The organism is Mucilaginibacter sp. P4_C11 (assembly GCF_056402115.1).
Map to the genome: position 1 here is coordinate 71,254 of NZ_JBFUIA010000031.1, position 17,895 is coordinate 89,148.

Annotated in this window: 10 protein-coding genes; all 10 read right to left on the reverse strand. The window is 45.3% G+C overall.

Annotated elements, in window-relative coordinates:
• Positions 1–73 precede the first annotated feature (73 nt).
• The 10 genes from AC1DU2_RS24045 to AC1DU2_RS24090 all read right to left on the reverse strand — a co-directional run bounded on the left by AC1DU2_RS24045 (position 74) and on the right by AC1DU2_RS24090 (position 17,049).
• Positions 74–1,075 carry a DUF4961 domain-containing protein gene (locus AC1DU2_RS24045; RefSeq protein WP_477387502.1) on the reverse strand — a complete coding sequence of 334 codons (1,002 nt, stop codon included), beginning with the start codon at positions 1,073–1,075 and terminating at the stop codon, positions 74–76.
• A 34-nt stretch (positions 1,076–1,109) separates the two neighbouring features.
• Entirely contained in the window at positions 1,110–1,553 is a 444-nt protein-coding gene (locus AC1DU2_RS24050; RefSeq protein WP_477361298.1) for a DUF5004 domain-containing protein, read from the reverse strand.
• Positions 1,554–1,577: 24 nt separating this feature from the next.
• Positions 1,578–3,329, reverse strand: a complete 1,752-nt coding sequence (locus AC1DU2_RS24055; RefSeq protein ID WP_477387505.1) for a RagB/SusD family nutrient uptake outer membrane protein — start codon at positions 3,327–3,329, stop codon at positions 1,578–1,580.
• 311 nt (positions 3,330–3,640) lie between these two features.
• Positions 3,641–4,462, reverse strand: coding sequence for an alpha/beta hydrolase (locus AC1DU2_RS24060; protein WP_477387507.1), 822 nt, complete (start codon positions 4,460–4,462; stop codon positions 3,641–3,643).
• Between the two features lie 27 nt (positions 4,463–4,489).
• Entirely contained in the window at positions 4,490–5,875 is a 1,386-nt protein-coding gene (locus AC1DU2_RS24065; RefSeq protein ID WP_477387509.1) for an SGNH/GDSL hydrolase family protein, read from the reverse strand.
• A gap of 541 nt (positions 5,876–6,416) precedes the next feature.
• Positions 6,417–8,768 (reverse strand): GH92 family glycosyl hydrolase, encoded by a 2,352-nt coding sequence (locus AC1DU2_RS24070; RefSeq protein ID WP_477387511.1) that lies wholly within the window; start codon positions 8,766–8,768, stop codon positions 6,417–6,419.
• A 710-nt stretch (positions 8,769–9,478) separates the two neighbouring features.
• The gene (locus AC1DU2_RS24075) at positions 9,479–10,690 is read right to left on the reverse strand and encodes a DUF4998 domain-containing protein (RefSeq protein WP_477387513.1); all 1,212 of its coding nucleotides are present in this window, start codon (positions 10,688–10,690) and stop codon (positions 9,479–9,481) included.
• An 18-nt stretch (positions 10,691–10,708) separates the two neighbouring features.
• Positions 10,709–11,881, reverse strand: coding sequence for a DUF5000 domain-containing lipoprotein (locus AC1DU2_RS24080; RefSeq protein WP_477387515.1), 1,173 nt, complete (start codon positions 11,879–11,881; stop codon positions 10,709–10,711).
• Between the two features lie 55 nt (positions 11,882–11,936).
• Complete coding sequence (locus AC1DU2_RS24085; RefSeq protein WP_477387517.1) at positions 11,937–13,880, reverse strand: RagB/SusD family nutrient uptake outer membrane protein; 1,944 nt, start codon at positions 13,878–13,880, stop codon at positions 11,937–11,939.
• 22 nt (positions 13,881–13,902) lie between these two features.
• The gene (locus tag AC1DU2_RS24090) at positions 13,903–17,049 is read right to left on the reverse strand and encodes a SusC/RagA family TonB-linked outer membrane protein (protein WP_477387519.1); all 3,147 of its coding nucleotides are present in this window, start codon (positions 17,047–17,049) and stop codon (positions 13,903–13,905) included.
• Positions 17,050–17,895: the final 846 nt, after the last annotated feature.

Consider the following 17,895-nt stretch of genomic DNA (forward strand, 5'->3'; position numbering starts at 1 on the left):
TCGTTTTAGCAGCTACCTCAACCTGTGATTTTAAAAACAAGGTTAATTCGGCCTCCTTTTGTATTATATTTGGTTACGAGCACTTAAAAGTGTAAACAAACGGCGCCAGTGTGTTACCATAGCCAACCTTTGCAGTGCCTTTTTTATCGGTAATGAAGTACTCTATTTTGGTGATGGTTTGCGCCGCCGTTGTGTTAAAAAACGACTTGGGCCAAAACGTTAGCTGGTACTTTTTACTGTTTGGCACCGCTTGTATCATTTTGGTTTTATCGGTTTGCTCGCAAACGCTGATGGTTTTGCCATCACTGGTATAGGCGGTAGCGCACAGGTAAGTTTCGGCAGCGTTGTTTAGCGGCGTGTTAACAACCGTGCCATCAAAGGTTAGCGTTATGATGTCGTTATCTAACGATTTTGGCGGGTTAACTGTGGTAAGCTGCGGATTACAAAAATCAATCAGGTCGCCGGTGCCGCCGGTAACTTCAAAGCAGGGTGTTACTACTTCGCTGTAATAGGTACCAAACTGATCGCTGGTAAAGCCGTGGCCGGTATCGGTAATGGTGTAGCCTAATTTTACCAGGTAGTTGTTATTATCGGCAGCCACTTTTGTTTTAATGGTGATATCGCCCTTAAATTCAAGCCCGCCGCTGTGCGAATATGCTTTATCTGATTGATAAGCTACCCATTCCATATCGTCGATAAGGTTACCACCTATCTGGAAAGTTTTTTTCATGTAGGCTGTCCAGGTTAAGCCGTTTCCGTTTTTGCCTAAGGTTCCTTCGGGTATCAGCGTCATGTTGCCGCTGCCCTGCGCGCCCGAGTAGGTTACAACGGTATTTTGTGCCGCTTTCCATCCCTTGGGTACCAAAAAGCCAAACACCAGGTAATCGGGGCCGCCATCTGCCGCCGTTGGTATAGATAGATGAACAGTTACGGTCATTGTAGACCCCGCTGTTGTAGTTGCAGGCTGGTCAACACTGGTTATCACCTCGCCGCAGCAGGCCAGTACAATAGCCAGGGCAGTTAAGGCGCAAAACTTCCATAAACCTTTACCTTTTATATGTAAATATGATCTCATAAAATCTGTTGTATTAGTAGGTTATGGTTTATGGTTAGTTAACTTTTTGCAGTACGTATACATAGCTATTGTTTGGGCAGCCCGGGCTAAAAGTGATGCTTAGCTGCCTTTTACCATTCACAATAGGATAATTGAACGGTGTTGATACAGCGGCGCCCCCGGTTGCAGTAAACGTTATTTTAAATGGATATTCCGGATCGTCGAGCGCGAATTTGCCGTTGGCGTTTACTAAAAAAGGCAGCGGGTTTTCAATGGTATAGCCACCATCTTTAAAGTTTACCCTGAATTTGGTAAAATCGATAAGGGTGGTAAGCTCGGTGCCGTTGCGCGTTGCCCTGATCACCTGCCAGCTGCCCGTAATATCTTTGATAGATTCTTTTACCGGCAATACCTTTTCGGCTTTGCATGATGCCATCAAAATAGCCGCTATCGCTACCAGCAAAAAGCCGCACTGTTGCATTATATTATTCTTTTTCATTTGCTTTTTATCTTATAATGATGATCAATACCCTGGGTTTTGTAACATATCAGGCGATTTGGCCACCTCCGTTTGCGGGAAAGGCCACAGGTACATAGCCGTGCGGAAGTTGCGCTTGCGCACCGGGAAGGTTTTATAAGTAACCGATGCATTATTACGGTCAACCTCCATACCGTACGTTTGGATATTGTCGGTTTGGTCGGCTATTTTCCAGCGGCGCACATCCCAAAAGCGGTGCTCCTCAAAGGCCAACTCAATACGGCGTTCGTTCTGAATGGCTTTGCGCATATCTGCCTGGCTTAACCCGGTTGGCAACTGGTACGGGTTTAACCCTGCCCGCTGGCGGATAGCCTCAACAGCCTGGTAAACCTGCGTAGTTGGGCCTTCATATTCGTTGGCGGCCTCGGCGTAGTTCAGCAGAATTTCGGCATAACGGATTAATGGCCAGCATCTTTTGGTTGGATGTGTAAAATCCTGCGATACGGCATCCGGATCCAGCATTTTGTTGGTGTAGTACCCTGTACGGGTGCCCACATTAACCGCATCGGGACCGGTTGATTGGCCATTATAGGTACCGGTAAAAATATTAATAGGCGATTTGCCCGACGACAGCCTGTTTTGGATAAGTGTTTGATCGCGGATAACGGTATAATCTAAACGCGGGTCGCGGTTAGCATAAGGGTTTTGCGGATCGTAGCCGGATGTTGGGTCGGTGATGGGTTTGCCCGTGTTCATCGGGAACGCATCAACCAAACCCTGCAAAGGCAGGGCTCCATTTTTGCCCGTACGCGATGGTGGTTGCCACAGGCTTTCAAAATCGGCATTGTTGCCGCGCATCAGCTCAAAAATATATTCGGTATTAAAGGGCAAGGTAAACAGGTGCTGAAAGCCATAGCCGGGTGCGGTAGCATTATCAACGTTGAGTTTATAGGCTCCGGTACCAATTACAGCAATCGCGGCATCTTCGGCAAGTTTCCAGCGCTCTTTATCAAACGTAGCATAGCCCACCAGTTCTTTTGTAGCGCCATCGCCTATCGATTGCCCGTTAAATAACGGACTTGCAGCATACAACAAAACCCTTGATTTTAAGGCCAGGCAGGCGCCCTTTGAAGCGCGGCCATAGTTTAAGCCGCTTTGAACTGTTGGCAACTCAAGCGCGGCGGTATCGCAATCGGCCAAAATATAGTTTACCGTTTCGGCATAGGTATTCCGCTTTGCGGGGATGGCATCTGTGTAGTTGTAAATCTTATCGTTAACTATATGCACCCCGCCGTAGTGTTTTAATAATATGGCGTAATACCAGGCCCTTAAAAAATGAGCCTCGGCACGCATCTGCGTTTTGGTAAAATTATTTATAGGCGACTTTGGCAAATTGGCCAGCAGCTGGTTTACCGCGCGAATGTTGGTATAGCTGTTTTTATAAGCATCATCGGTAACTACAGCCGCGTTGATAGTGCCCGATTCAAAAGCCAAAGCAGTAGAACCGGCCGACGTGTAAACCTCGGCTTCGTCCGAAGCAGCATCAAGACCGCCGTTGGTTGTAGGCGATAAAATAGGCCCGTATAAAAAGCGGCCAGGGTTAAAGCTGAAACCCACATTACTGTAGATATTTGACAAAAACGCCACCGTATTGGCGCTATCGGCAAACACCGTGCTTTGGGTTAAGTTTGATGTAGTGGTTTGCCCCAGGAAACCATCCTTTTTACAGGATGACATGCCCCAAAGCGCAAGCCCGAACATCGAAAAAGTAAGAACCTTGAAGTAAATTTTTTTCATATTACAGGTTTATTTACAATAGCATATTTTTAACACTACAAGTCCATTTAAATAATATCGAAAAATCGATTTAGCTAAATTTGGCAGCTTTACGCAGATTGCCTAAAAAAAAAGTATATTGGTATTAGTTGGTTTATAACAGATGTTTAATCTGACTGCTAATTTAAATCATAAAAACGATTTAGCAAATTTTTTGAACACTTTTTTTTAATTTATTTTGTTTGCATTAAAATCTAACAAAAATTAAAAAAGTGTTTAAAAACCGGGCCAAATATTACAAGCCCGGTAATTAAATTTCGCAACACTATCCCCTACTTTATTTTGTTAAAGTAGCGACTAAAAAACAGCGCCTGGTAAACAACCGAGTTGCTCCAAAATTCCCAGGTATGCGCCCCTGGCCTTACGGTAAAATCATGCGGAATCTTACGCATTAAAAGCTCATTATGAAAAGCAACATTTGCCGGGTATAAAAAGTCATCGTAACCGCAATCAAACGTAATAAGCAACGAATTTGGCTTTAACAGGTATATCATATTGATAACGCTGTTTTTTTCCCACCTTTCGGGGTATTGGCTGTATTTTCCCAATACCTGCTCAATACCAAAAGCATCCGAAAAGGGCCTGATGTCCAGCGCGCCGCTCATGCTGCCCGCCGCGCCAAAGGTATCCTGGTGCTTAAAGGCAATGTACATGGCGCCATGCCCACCCATACTTAAGCCGGTAATGGCCCTCCCGCTCCTATCGGCAATTGTAGCGTAATGTTTATCAACCCAGTTCACCAGTTCGGCTCCAACATAAGTTTCGTATTGCCAATCCTTATTCATAGGGCTATCAAAATACCAACCTGCAAAATTGCCATCGGGGCATACAATCATCATTTGATACTCATCGGCCAGTTTGGTAATGGCGGGTACTTTTAAAATCCAATCACTGTAGTTGCCGCTAAAACCATGCAACAGGTACAACACCGGAAACTTTTTGCCGGCCTGGTAGCCTGCGGGCTTTATCACTACCGCCTTAATATCCTGGCGCATGGCATTGCTGTGTGTTAAAACGGTATCAACCGTAGCTGCATCAACCTTTATATAGCTTATAAAAAAGGCTATAAGGGCTATTATTGTTTTTTTATTCATATGGGTATAGGTATTTTGCGGGTATAATTATTTGGCAGCTATAATAGTAATGCGGTGATTTTTGGGTTTGTTAATGGCATAAATCTGGTCGGTTAGTACCTCCGTTTCTTTTTGCCAGGCATCGCGCAGGCTTTTGTAGCGGGCGCGGCTATAGTTATCTTTATTGCCATTCACAAAAATGTCTTTTACAGCGTATTTTTTTACGGTGTCCATAGCGGCGTTGCTATCGTTGTGCAGCAGACCTTTGCCCTTTAAAAAATCATACTGCATCCAAACATACATTCTTGTACGGCGTTCGATATCCCAGCGCTCTTCATTCAGTTCGCGAACCTGGATGGCCTGCTGGTATTGGGGGGTAGTGGTAATTTCGGCCATGTTAATGCCGCCGGCCAGTTGCCGGGCCGACCAGCTGCCTATCTGCTCGCCATCAATCATCACTTTATAATCGCCGTCTTTAAGGCCTTTAATGCTCAACAATTCCTGGTTAAACTCTTTGGTAAACGGAACTACTTTTAGCGCATCTGCCTGCTTTTTGCGATTGCCCCAACCACGCGGAATGGTATCAATAGGATAAGGCAGCGAATTGGCCAGGTAATTAAACGCAACCGAATCTATGCCAGCTGTTATATTACTGATGCGGCAGTTTACAGCTTTCAACACTTTTTTGCTTTGCGCATTGATGCTTAAATCGGCAACATACTGATTATCCAGCCCCTGGGCTTTTAAAAACAGGTAGGCCATCACCAGGTGTCCATCGTTATCGGGGTGCACCCTATCATTGGGCGTAAGGCTGAAAGTTGAATCCTTCGCCTGTTCGCGCAGGTTAATGGCTGCCATAGGGTGATAAAAATCTACATAACCGTAGCCGTTTCTTTTTGCCGCCTCCTGCTGGAAATCGATAATCTTTGAAAACGCTATGCTTTTCTTAGGATAGATATTTTTGGTGGTGAACTTAGAGGTTTCATCATATGGAGAACCCAAAATAAAGATCTTTTTGATAGCCGGCAGTTGTTTCAGCTTATCTTCCAGCATACTGTAATATTTATAGCTCCCCTGGATCCTTTTATCCATAACATCCTGTGCATCGGCACGGTACCACTCAAAATAGCCGCTATCATTCATGCCCCAGGTAAGGGTTAAAACGTTAGGCTTTTTATCAAGTACATCATCATCAAACCTATCGTAAATCTGGCCTATAACATCGCCGCCAATACCCGCGTTAAAGCAGGTTATCCGCGCGTTGGGGTAATGCGTCATGTAATACAGCCAAATGTACGAGTGGTAATGCCCGCCATCGGTAATGCTGTTGCCCACAAATGCCACCCTGTCGCCCGCCTTAAACGGGGCGATTTTTTGCGCGCTGGCCCAGATGGAAAGACTAATGCCGGCTAATAGTAAAAATGCTTTTTTCATTGTATGTTTTGTTCAAATTATATTCTTCTCTGCTCCCTTTTGTTATTCCCCTCTCAGAAGGGAATCACACTTACTCGCTCTTTTTTTTTTAATTCCCCTCTCGAGAGGGGGCGCGAAAGACTTAGTGGTGGCAGGGGTGTGTTAACCAGCGTTCATTTGCCACTCGTATAAACACACCCCTCCCCCCTCTCAAGAGCTACTGTGTGTACACATCTTTAAAACAAAAGAAAATGTCATTTCGAACGAGGTACGAGGAGAAATCCTATACGACATGCATTCAACCATGCAAATTTGCAAGCATGTCGCAGAAGATTTCTCCTCACGCCAACACTCAAAGCCCTCCCCAGTTCGTTCGAAATGGCATTTTTTTTATTATTGGTACGTTTCCAAAAGATGTGTACACACAGTAGCCTCTCAAGAGGGGAATCGCAGGTTCCCCCCGCTCTTTCTTTTTAATTCCTTGCTCAATAGAGGATCTGATTTTTTATAAATCGATTTAGCTGTCATAACAATCCGTCGCTTTACCCAAATACATATTCCTTTAAATTCCCCAGTTTTTATTTGGCTTGCTGCCCATAGTAAGTTCCAGTGTGCCGCCCGCGGCTATATCTTTAAAGTCGAGGTAACACTTGTTGTAAGCCTTGCCGTTTAGCCTTGCGCTTTGGATGTAAACATTAGCCGCCGAATTTTTGAGTGCGATTATTGTAAACGTTTGCCCTTTGGCATACTTAGGGTCGAGCCTTAAAACTACTTTATTAAATACCGGGCTGGTAATTTCCTGCCGGGTATCACCAGGGCAAACCGGGTGCAATCCACTGGCTGCCAACACATACCAGGCCGACATCTGCCCTACATCTTCATTCCCAACCAGGCCATCAACCGAGTTAAGGTACGCACGGCGACAAATTTCCCTGGTCCATTTTTGTGTAAGCCATGGTGCGCCTAAGCGATTATACAAAAACGGCACATGGTGAACCGGCTCGTTGGAATGGTTGTAATAATCATTCCACATCATGTTATTTGGGGCCTTTTCAAAAAAGTTGTTGAGGTCGGCAATGGTTTTGGTGTTGCCACCCATCATTTTGGCCATGCCTTTTACGTCCTGTGGTACAAACCAGCCTTGCTGGTAGGGGTTGCTTTCAATAGTGCCATACCATTGTTTGGTACGTGCCGAATCGGGCCAGGCTTTCCAGTTGCCGTTATCATCTTTGGGCCTGTACCAGCCTTTTTCGGTATCGAACACATTTTTGTAGGCCTGCCCCCGTTGGGTGTATTTTGTGGCATCGGCAGATTTTCCCAGCCATTTAGCCAACTCGCCTACACACCAATCGGTATAGGCGTATTCTAAAGTTAGGGATAAGCTCAAATCGCCGCCTGTAAAACCTTTATCGCCATTGCCAAATTTTTCGACAGAGCCCACCGCAAGGCGATAAGCCTCGGGCACGTTATAATTGCGGATGCCTTTGGCGTAAGCATCGGCAATTACCGATACAGCCGGGTTACCAATCATACAACCGCTATAAGCGTTCATGATCTCCCAGCGTTCCAGGTAATCCATTTTCTTTTCCTGCGCTAATGTTACCAGCGAATTGATCTCATCGTTCACCAGGCCCGGGTTTATGATGGTTTGCAGGGGCATTTGGCTGCGGAACACATCCCATCCGCTAAAAATAGTCCGCTTATTAAAATTTGCGGTTTGATGTATTTTACCATCGCCGCCCGGATATTTGCCATCTACATCGCTGATAATCCTCGGATCTATCATGGTATGGTAAAGTGCTGTATAAAATACCGTTTTTTGATCTGGCGTACCGCCCTGTACGCTTGCTTTTGACAAAGCTTTATTCCATGAAGCGATGGCTTTTTGGTGCAGGGTATCAAAATTCCAATCCTTAACCTCAGTATTTAAATTGTTTTTTGCTCCCGCGATGCTTACAAAGGATATACCTGTTTTAAGCAGCACCTGCTCATTGGCTTGCGTGGCAAATTGGGTATAAAAACCCAGGTGCTTGCCTTGCTTTTCTGTTGCGCCTTTTAATATTTCGGCTTCGGCAACCCTATCTAAATATTTTTTCCCGGTTACATCATCCAGTTTACGGCTCCAGTCATCGGGGATATTGGCGCTCCAAACACCAAAATCTTTCAGCGGCTTGCTAAATTCGGCATAAAAATAAACCGTGTAATCGGCATGGCCGTCACCATTGCCCCAGCCGCCGCCATCTGGCGTGCATTTCATCCAGCCTTCAATAGTATGGTCATTAACAACTTTTACGTATTGGAGCGTTGAGGTACCCCCTACCCTGCGCGCCAAATCAATCTGGATACGCGAATCGCTGCCTTGCGGAAAGGTGAAACGCAGCATACCGCTGTGTTGGGCAGCCGTCATTTCGGCCTTAATGTTGTGATCGGTCAGCAAAGCACTGTAATAACCTGCCGATGCTTTCTCACTTTTTTTATCGTATTGCGAGCGATAGCCTTTCATTGATCCATCCAGTTTACCGGCTATGGTGTACATTTTGCCGGCGGTAGGCATCACCAGGAAATTGCCCAGGTCGCCGTACCAGCCTATACCGCTCATTTGTGTCATGGCGAAGCCTTCTATACTGGTATGCTCAAAGCTGTAACCCGGGCCATTATCGCCACCTGTGATGGTGTTTGGACTTACCTGTACCATACCGTAAGGTGTAGTAGCCCCGGGAAATGTTTTGCCAAGGCCGTGGTAAACTCCGGCTTCATCTGCGTTGGTAGTTGCACCAATAAAAGGATTTACGTAAGCAGCCGGCGTTTGAGCGTTTAACACCGCCACCCCGAAAGTTAACACAACAGTTAACAGCACAGTAAAATATTTTTTGCCCGACAAAGCAACAAAACCAGCCCTTTTATTATTGGTCATCTTTTTAATCCCTGGAAATATATTTTAGAAACTCGATTTATAATTGGTAATTATCGACCAAATTATCTAATAAAAACGATTTAGCAAAATTTTGTATAACAATTTTTACAAAGTTTTTTTATGCTGTTGTGGTTTATGGTGATTGGGCTTTTTTAACCTAGTTTGAATCTGCTGGATTTCATCAATTAATAAAACCGAATGTCATTTCGAATCCCTTGAAGGGCCGGAGCGTGTGGGGAAAGGGTGAGAAATCTTGTACGTTTCGCATTCCGGGGTCTTGTAGTGATGCAGGGAGTACTAGACTTCATCTCCCTCCGGCACCTACTGTGTACACACATCTTTTAATAAAAGAAAATTGTCATTTCGATAGAGCAAGAGGAGGCAAAGAGCGGGAGCGCGAAAGAGAAATCTTGTACGCCCTGCATCCAAACTAACTTATCGGAATGCAGGGCGTATAAGATTTCTCCTCACCACCCTGCACACAATCCACCGCTGGTTCGTTCGAAATGACAACTGGTTTTATTAATTGATAAAATCCAAAACATATAGGCACTAGATAGCCCCCGGCACGCATTCCCCCCAGGTCGCTCGATGACAATCGGTTTTATCAATAAGACGTTGCCACACAACAGTCTTCTTTATAAGCAAATAGCCTCCCAACGAATGCTGAACGGCTATTTGTTTAATTTATCGATATTTATTGTATAAGACTACAAACGGTCATGCGTATAAAACGCAATCTCTTCCATCGTCATGAAATTGCCGCCGCCCCAGTTTGTAAGTAATTTAAACCTGTAATACCTGAATTTTGGTGTACCACTGGTCACAGTAAATTCTTCGCCGGCCAATGCAAAGGCTACATCGGCGGCTGTGTTTTGCCCGGGTGGCAGGCCCGATGGTTTTACCGAGGTATAGGAACCTATTTTTGTCCAGCTGGAAAAGCTACCATCTGCCGATGGGCTGTTACTGCCGTACAGCTCAAAGGTTTTCACGCTTTCCAAATCATACAGTCTGTCATTGGCCTGCCAAACTTTAAAGCGGCTGATGGATGCTGACGCGCCGCTATCAAATGTAAACCAGCACGGGATAATCGATTGCGTGGCAAAGCCCGGAGGGTTATAATTTTCGTCCCACAGGTAGCTTTGCAGCCAGCCATAACCACCATCTTTTACATCGGTTGGTAAGGTAACCAGGGCGAATTTTGATTTATCAAGCTGCCTTTCAAACTTTGGCAAAGTAACTGTTGATGCCGGGGGCGAAAACGTTTCAAACGCGGTAGGTTCGGGCTTGTATAATGATTTGTAGGTAAGCTGCGTGCTTTCTTTATAATCGGGCAGTTCGGTGCTGGTTTCGGTTGGCGGTATCACTATTTTGCGGGCCGCGCCGTTTTGGCCGGTGTAATTAATCTCCACCCCTAACTCTCCGCCGGCAGGTTCGCCCCAGCTCAGTTCTATCTTATTACCATCGGTACTTTCGGTTAACGATTTTAACGTTCTGTTGGTTAATGAGGTAAGATAGCTTGGGCCATAAACAATTCCTGATCCGTTAATAACCACCGATTTATGATTTTGGCTATCAAACGTGTATACCGTAAAATTATAGTTGCCTTCGGTAAGGTTAGGGACAATCACTTTAACGGTATCCTTACCGCCCGAATGCGTTACGGGTACATCGGTGGAGTCGACCTGGTTATTCCAGTACACCCTGATTTTGGTAACCAGCGGATCGTTGCCTAAAACTACAGCCAATTGTACCCGGTTGTAACCTGCCTGCACCAGCACAGTATCGGCCCGGCCGGGATAGGTGATCTCTCCGCCCTTTTCAAATTTTTTATAAGCATCGCCCGTTGTTTTTGTGCAGGAGCTTAAGCCGGTAACAAGGCCAAGCACATACAGGAGGGCAAAATATTTTATCGTCTTCATAAATTCTTTTTTTGATCATTAATTAGTTGCATCTCCATACATCATCAGCTCATAAAAATTGACGTACGACCCATCGGACCAGTTTTTAAGCGTCCTGAACCTGATATAACGTACCTTTGGCGTGTTAAGCGGGAAGGTGACGGTTTCGCCGGCGTTAGCGGCATCAATATCGGCCTGCGAAAGCTCGCCCGCCGGCAAACCCGATGGTTTGATCTGTGTATGCTTAACCAGCAACGTCCAGCTGCTGTCATAACTGCCATCCGGGTTTGGATTGTTTGAACCCCAAATTTCAACAACTCGCGGGTTATGCAGGTTATAGAAAAAATTGCCACGCATAAACCAAACAAGCCGGCTTAGTTTGGCTGTTACTCCCATATCAAAGGTAAATTGCTGCGGCATTCGTGAGGCATCGCCGGTATGATAAAAACCATCATTTACATTGCCGTCAAAAAGGCCTGCTATACTGCCGTTATAACCCAGCGGGGCATCGGTAGGTAAAACTATGCCCTTCATTTTTGTCCTGTCCAGCAATTGCTCAAACAATGGGGTTACCGTTACCATCAAGGTATCTGAAAGGTTGCCCCACCTGTCGCGCACAAAAATGCCAAATTTGGTAGGCGTTGCCGGAAGGCCGCGGGTTGAGAAATCGCCTTGTTTAAGGCTGGTATAATCGGTATTGATAGGCACAAATTGTTTAAGCGAATCGTTAGAAAGCACGACGATAGCCAGGCTCTCTTCGGTAGCGTTTACAAACTTTACGTTGATGCCCCCAAAATCGGGCGATACCACCAGGCTATCGCGCACAAGCCTTACCGAGGGTGTTAAAGGGTGCACCGTTACCATGATTGGCGCCGATGCGTTCTCGCTTTTATCAACCGCATACAACGTAACCTGGTAAGCATCGGTATCGCCAAAGCCAACTACCGTTAAATTACTGTTATAGCGGCTCACCTTGGTTTCGCGCACCACGCCCTGCTTGGTGGTGTATACGGCCCTGATGTATAACAAATCGGCATCGTTAGGCAAGCCATAACTTATTTTTGCCGAACCGTGCAGGTTCTCAACGCTTACATTCGTTACCGGCCCCGGCGCAACCCCATCTTTGGCAACGGGTTCAAGCTTATCCTGCTTACAGGAGTTAATGGCCAGCACGGCCAAACTCATCAAGCACATTAATAATATCTTTTTCATTATCTTATATTTTTTGATGGATATAATTTTTTTACCTGCATCATTTATATTTTAATTACCATCCCGGGTTTTGAACCAGGTTTGGATTCACCTGCAAATCGTATTCTTTAATTGGCCAGAAATAATCGCGCGGGGCAACAAACCTGGGGCTGTAAAGCAATACTCTGCGGTTATAATCTTCATAAGTACTTTGTAAAATATCCCAGCCGTAAATTGGCGCGCTTAATACCTGCGGTGCGGTTTTCCAGCGGCGAAGGTCCCAAAAGCGGCTGCCTTCAAACGCCATCTCGATACCGCGCTCCTGGCGGATGATGTCGCGCAGGCCGCTAACACTGGTATACTTGGCCGGATTGGTTGAAAAATTGGTCCACGAGCTCTCTACAGATTGCAGGCCCGCTCTTGCCCTTACCTGATTTAAATAAGGCAAAGAAGCTGCCGAATTACCCGATTCATTCAAAGCTTCGGCATATAACAGGTACAAATCGCTCAGGCGCATTACCGGCCATGGGTACGATTCAACCGTTACGTTGGTTGATGAGAATACCAGGTTCCAGTTCACAATTTTTTTGGTGTAATAGCCGGTTATGGAATACAGGCGGCTTTGCTTTTTACCCGAGTATTGCTCCAGTTTACTCTGCACGTTATAGGTGCCGTTTTTCATAAACCAGGTTGAGCCATCAAAGGCCATATCGGCATAAAAGCGGCGCTCCCTGTCAAAATGCAGGCCCACAGTTTGGTAGCCGTTTTGCATACCAGCATCGGCGCTTGTGGTAGTGCGCAGTTTAAAGCGGTTGGCGTAATCCCAGGTTTTATCTTCTTCAATAGGTACACCATTTTTGGTGTAAAACAGTTCGGCCATTTTTAGCGGCGGCGCCAGTTTGCCTTTTAAATCAAGGTTGATGTTGTTAGGATCAAGCTGCGGAATGGCAAACTCCTGTAACCAGAAGGTTGGGTTACCGCTTGATGTTAAGCCCCAGATCAGTTCGCTGTTCCACTTTTCGCAAACCGAATTCCGGATGTTCATTTCTACCTTGGTTACATCATCAACAGCGGTAATACCTGGTGTAAAATAATATAGCTTTAACCCTGCTGCCGCGGCAGCATCAATGGCAACTTTACAGGCGGCGGCAGCCCTTACCCATTTGGCGGCATCATACTGCGGGTTAAAAAGCAGCTTGCCATTATTGGCCTTTAAGCCTGCAAAATCATTATTGCCGTTAAACAAGGGGCTGGCACCGGTAACCAGCACGCGTGCTTTAATAGCAAGCGCCGCTACCTTGGTAACCCGGCCAAGCTCGGTTGATGAACTGGTAATTACGCTTGGCAGGCCGGTGTTATCATCGCCTGCGGCGGCATCGTCAAGCAGCCGGGCAATGTAGTTCACCACCGAATCGGCCGGCTGGCGGTATACTTTAACCTCTTCGGGCGGCGCTGTTATGGATATGTTTTTATCCATGATGGGTATAGGCCCATACATCCTGAACAGGTACCAGTGAAAATATGCTTTTAAAAATTTGGCCTCGGCCACCCAGCGTACTTTAACATAGGGCTGCAAATCGGTTACCTTATCCAAATTATCTAAAAAGGTATTACAGGCCCTTATGCCCTGCCATAACGATTTGCTATCATAGCCATCCCAATAGTTCATATAAGGGTCGGCCCGGTTTTGGTTACCGCGGGCAATGTTATAGGGGTCAAGGTAAAAATAATCTTCGGTCATGGGCCAGTAGGTCCAGGCTTCGTCGCCACCGCTGAAGGCAGGGTTTTTATCGGGATGCCCTTCCTGCGGCAGGTACGAGTACAGGGTAAACAAATATTTTTCGGCCTCGTTGCGGTTGGCAAAGGCATTATCAATGGTTGCCACGTTATCGGGCACCACATCAAGGTAACTTTTTTTACAGGACGGCATGCCTGCCACTATTAGCAGCAACAAGGCAAGGCCCATAGATTTTCGACCTAAAAGGCCTGAATATCGGGTGTATATAGTTAACAATTTCATCTCGATTAAATTTTAGCAGGATTTACAGTTGAACATTTATCCCCACGTTAAACACTTTTTGAACCGGGTACCCAAGCCCGTTACTCCCTTGCTCAGGATCCCAAAGCTTAAAGCTGCTGATGAGGAACAGGTTGGTACCATTGGCATAAATCCTTAAGCCCGATATATGGAACCTTTTTAAGGTTTTATCTTTAATACTATACCCTAATTCGGCAGTTTTCATGCGCAGGAAAGCCCCGTTACGCATCCACCAGTTGGATTGCTGGTTGTTATTGGTATTTTGTGTTAAACCAAGCCTTGGCCAAAAGGCATATAAGTTCCGGTTGTCTTCAGACCAGTGATCATTGGCAACTACGTTAAGCAAACCATGCTGGTAAGCGCCATTGGCCACAAAGGGCGAAATAGCCGTAGGATCGATAAAAAATGACGACCGGGCCGATCCCTGGAAAAATGTACTGATATCAAAGTTTTTATAACCGAATGAGAAGCCGAAGCCATAAATAATTTCGGGCGTGGTTGGGTAACCAAGGCCGTTAATCATATCCAAGGCGGTAATTTGGCCATCGCCGTTTAAATCGCGGTATTTGATATCGCCTCCCCTAACCTCGCCGAAGTTTTGCTTGGGCGAGTTTTTTACATCTTCGTCATCAACAAACAAACGTTCGGCAACAAGGCCGTATACCTCGCCCAATGATTGCCCCACGCGCGACAGGTATTGTTCATTTGCCGGGTACGCAGGCTCTTCATTTACCAGTAGCTTACTGGCTGCATAAGTAAATGTCCCGCGCATTTGCAGCCAGGCGCTGCCAAAGTTTTTATTATAGTCCATAGCCACATCAACACCCTTGCCTTCGGCCACGCCTACGTTGGCGCTCACAGGGGCGGTAAGGCCCATGGTTGTGGGTATGTAGGCCCGCTGCATTAAAATATTGCTGCGGCGCTCATGATAGGCATCTATGGTTATGTTAAGGGCATCAAACAAACCCAAATCCATCCCTATATTGATTTTCTTTGATTTTTCCCAGGTGATACCGTCATTGGCGTACCTGGAGATAGAAACACCCGGCCGGTTGTAGGCATAGTTTTCGCCAAAGTATGATCCGAAAGTACCGTCGTTAAGGTTTACGTTGGATAGGTAAAAAAACCTGTCGTTGGCGTTACCAATCTGGTCGTTACCCACCAAACCGTAAGTGGCGCGGAATTTTAACTTGGTGATAGTATGTGATACAGGCTCAAAAAACTTTTCGTTATTAACATTCCAGGCAACGCCTACCGATGGGAAAAAACCAAAACGGTTGTTGCGTGCAAAACGCTCCGATCCGTTGTAGCCAAAGTTGGTTTCAAACAGGTAACGGTTATCATACCCATAGGTGAGCCTGCCGCTAACGCCCTGGTTACGAAAAGGGAGCGACGATTGCAAATCGCCGGCATTACCGGTAACATAGTTACGCTGAATACCAATGATCAGGCCGCTTATATTATGTAATTTGTTAAAAGTGCGGTTATAGTTTAAGGCAACCTCGGCATAGTTGGTGCTGTTTACTATTTTATTGCCCTGGTTGTAGTTAAGGTATTCGGTAGCCGATTTTTCGTTTAATAACGATAAGGTATAACCTTTAGGATCGGTAGCCGAGGGGCTGGCCGCGTAATAAAACGGCGTATACTGCCTGCTCAGGTTAAAGTAAGCATAGCGCTGGGTATAAGCCATGGCTCTTGCCGACAGGCCTTCGGTGATAAATTTCAGGTCCTGTTTAATTTCCAGCTGTACATTCAGGGTTGATGTGCTGTACTGCTGAAATCCCGATACCATATCGGCAAAAGGGTTATCATAAACATCGCCGTTTGAACCCCTTGGCGCGTTGCCAAATAAAGGGTGCTTAACCAAAGGCAAATCAGATGCCGGGAAAGTGGCCGGGAACAACACCGGGTTGGCATTTAACGCGCTGCCAAAAACTACGCCGCCACCGCCTATGGGGCCGTTATAATCGTCAAAATCGCCTGATGTGCGTACGATAGCCTCGGTAGTTGAGGTAAGTTTTACGTTTACGTTCGACCGGATCTCATAGCTTTTAAGGCTTACGTTGTTGTTGAAATTGTTGCCGCTTTGCGCCTTTAACACGCCATTATCCTTATTGGCCGATGCTGATATATAATATTGGGCCCGGTTAACACCGCCGCTGATGTTTAAATTAAGCCTTTGGTTATTGGTGTAGTTTTTAATTAACGAGCCAATCCAGTCGTTACTCGGGTACAGCAGCGGATTATCCCCGGCCATGGTATGGTCAATTTTGTTTTGGGTATAGGGCAACGGCGAAAGCGGGTTGCGGGTAAGCGCCGCTTCGTTTGATAATCTCATATAAGTGATATTATCGGCCAGGGAAAAATTCTGCGTGTTTGACGAGGTTGAATTTTCAAACCGGACATTCATTTTGGTTTCGCCCACTTTGCCCGATTTGGTGGTAACCAGGATAACGCCATTGGCGCCACGGGCACCGTATAATGATGAAGCTGCCGCATCCTTCAGGATAGAAAACCCGGCAATATCATCGGGCTGAAGGCGGGCCAGCGCGTTGGAGGTTGATTCCATACCATCAATCAATATCAGCGGATCGATTTTACCCGAGCCAAAGGAGGTTATCCCCCTGATGAAGAACGAAGCGTTATCGGCCCCCGGCTCGCCACTGCGCTGGTACGATATTAAACCGGCAATACGGCCGGCAAGCATGGTGGTTAAGTTACTGGTTGGCCCTTTTAACTCTTTAGGGTTAATGGTAGTGATAGAGCTAACCATGCTTTCCTTTTTCTGGGTACCGTAGGCAACTACCACAACCTCGTTCAGGTCGTTTTTATCGTCAAGCAAAACCACATTAATTGTGTGCCGCTGGTTAACGGCTACCTCCTGTTTGGCATAGCCCAAAAACGAAAATACAAGGGTATCGGTGGCGTTGGGCACCTTAATGGTATAATCGCCGCTAACTGCGGTAATGGTACCGCTTTTGGTATGTTTCACGGCAACACTTACGCCGGGCATTACCAGCCCTTTGTTGTCGGTTACCTTGCCGCTCACGGTAAATGCCGTTTGCGCCAGGGATACCTTCCCCAGGATCAATAAAAACAGTAAGCAACAAAGGTACTTCACCTTCAAATAGGTAAAAATTCTTTCATTCATGATGGGTTTGTGTAAAGGTTGACTATATAATTTGGTATTTGTATGTACATAATTACATATTAAAATAACAAAAACAAAATTTTTTGCAATAAAAATTAAATAAGTTGTAAATCAGCAGCTAAAACGCCACTTTATCTTGTGATTTAAGGATTTAGGCAGTCACGTTATCAATTATAATAGCAAACATTCGAACATATTTATTAAATGTTAATACATTATAAAATATTTTAAAAAGATACCTTCAAAATGAGTGGATGGAGTGGAGAAACAGTCATTAAAAATGCGTAAAACAGTTTGTTGTAATTTTTATAGCATTTGTGTGTATTTGTATAACTTTTTTAAATGAAAAGTTCGAATTAATGCCATAAAAGTATCGCATAAGTGACGGGTTTTCACTGCTGGTGGGGCACAAAAAGGCATAACGCAAAACAGGCCGCTTTGTGGCCTGTCAATCATGTTTTTATAATTCTAATGAAGCACATATCCACGCATCATTGTAAGTATCCATCAGATAAAACCTAACAATGGAGATAACGTGCAACTAAATACAGTTAAATCATTGTACTAAAGTACCGTCATTATAAGGCACTTGCAAATCATTGACTATCAATATCAAATATCCGTCATTGCCTTTAGATTAGCTTTAACAAAATAGTATAGGTTATTATTATTGTTGAAGCTTTCTTTTTGCTTCTTTTTCTTTGTTAATAACCTTGATTTTTGTGGATAAAGTTAACAACGGTAAGGGTGCATTATCGTCATTGCCAGGCTTGAAGGCCTATGCCTCGATTGAATCCCTTACCGTTTGTTTTAAACTGTGGCATCAAATAGAAATTAGAGTTTGGA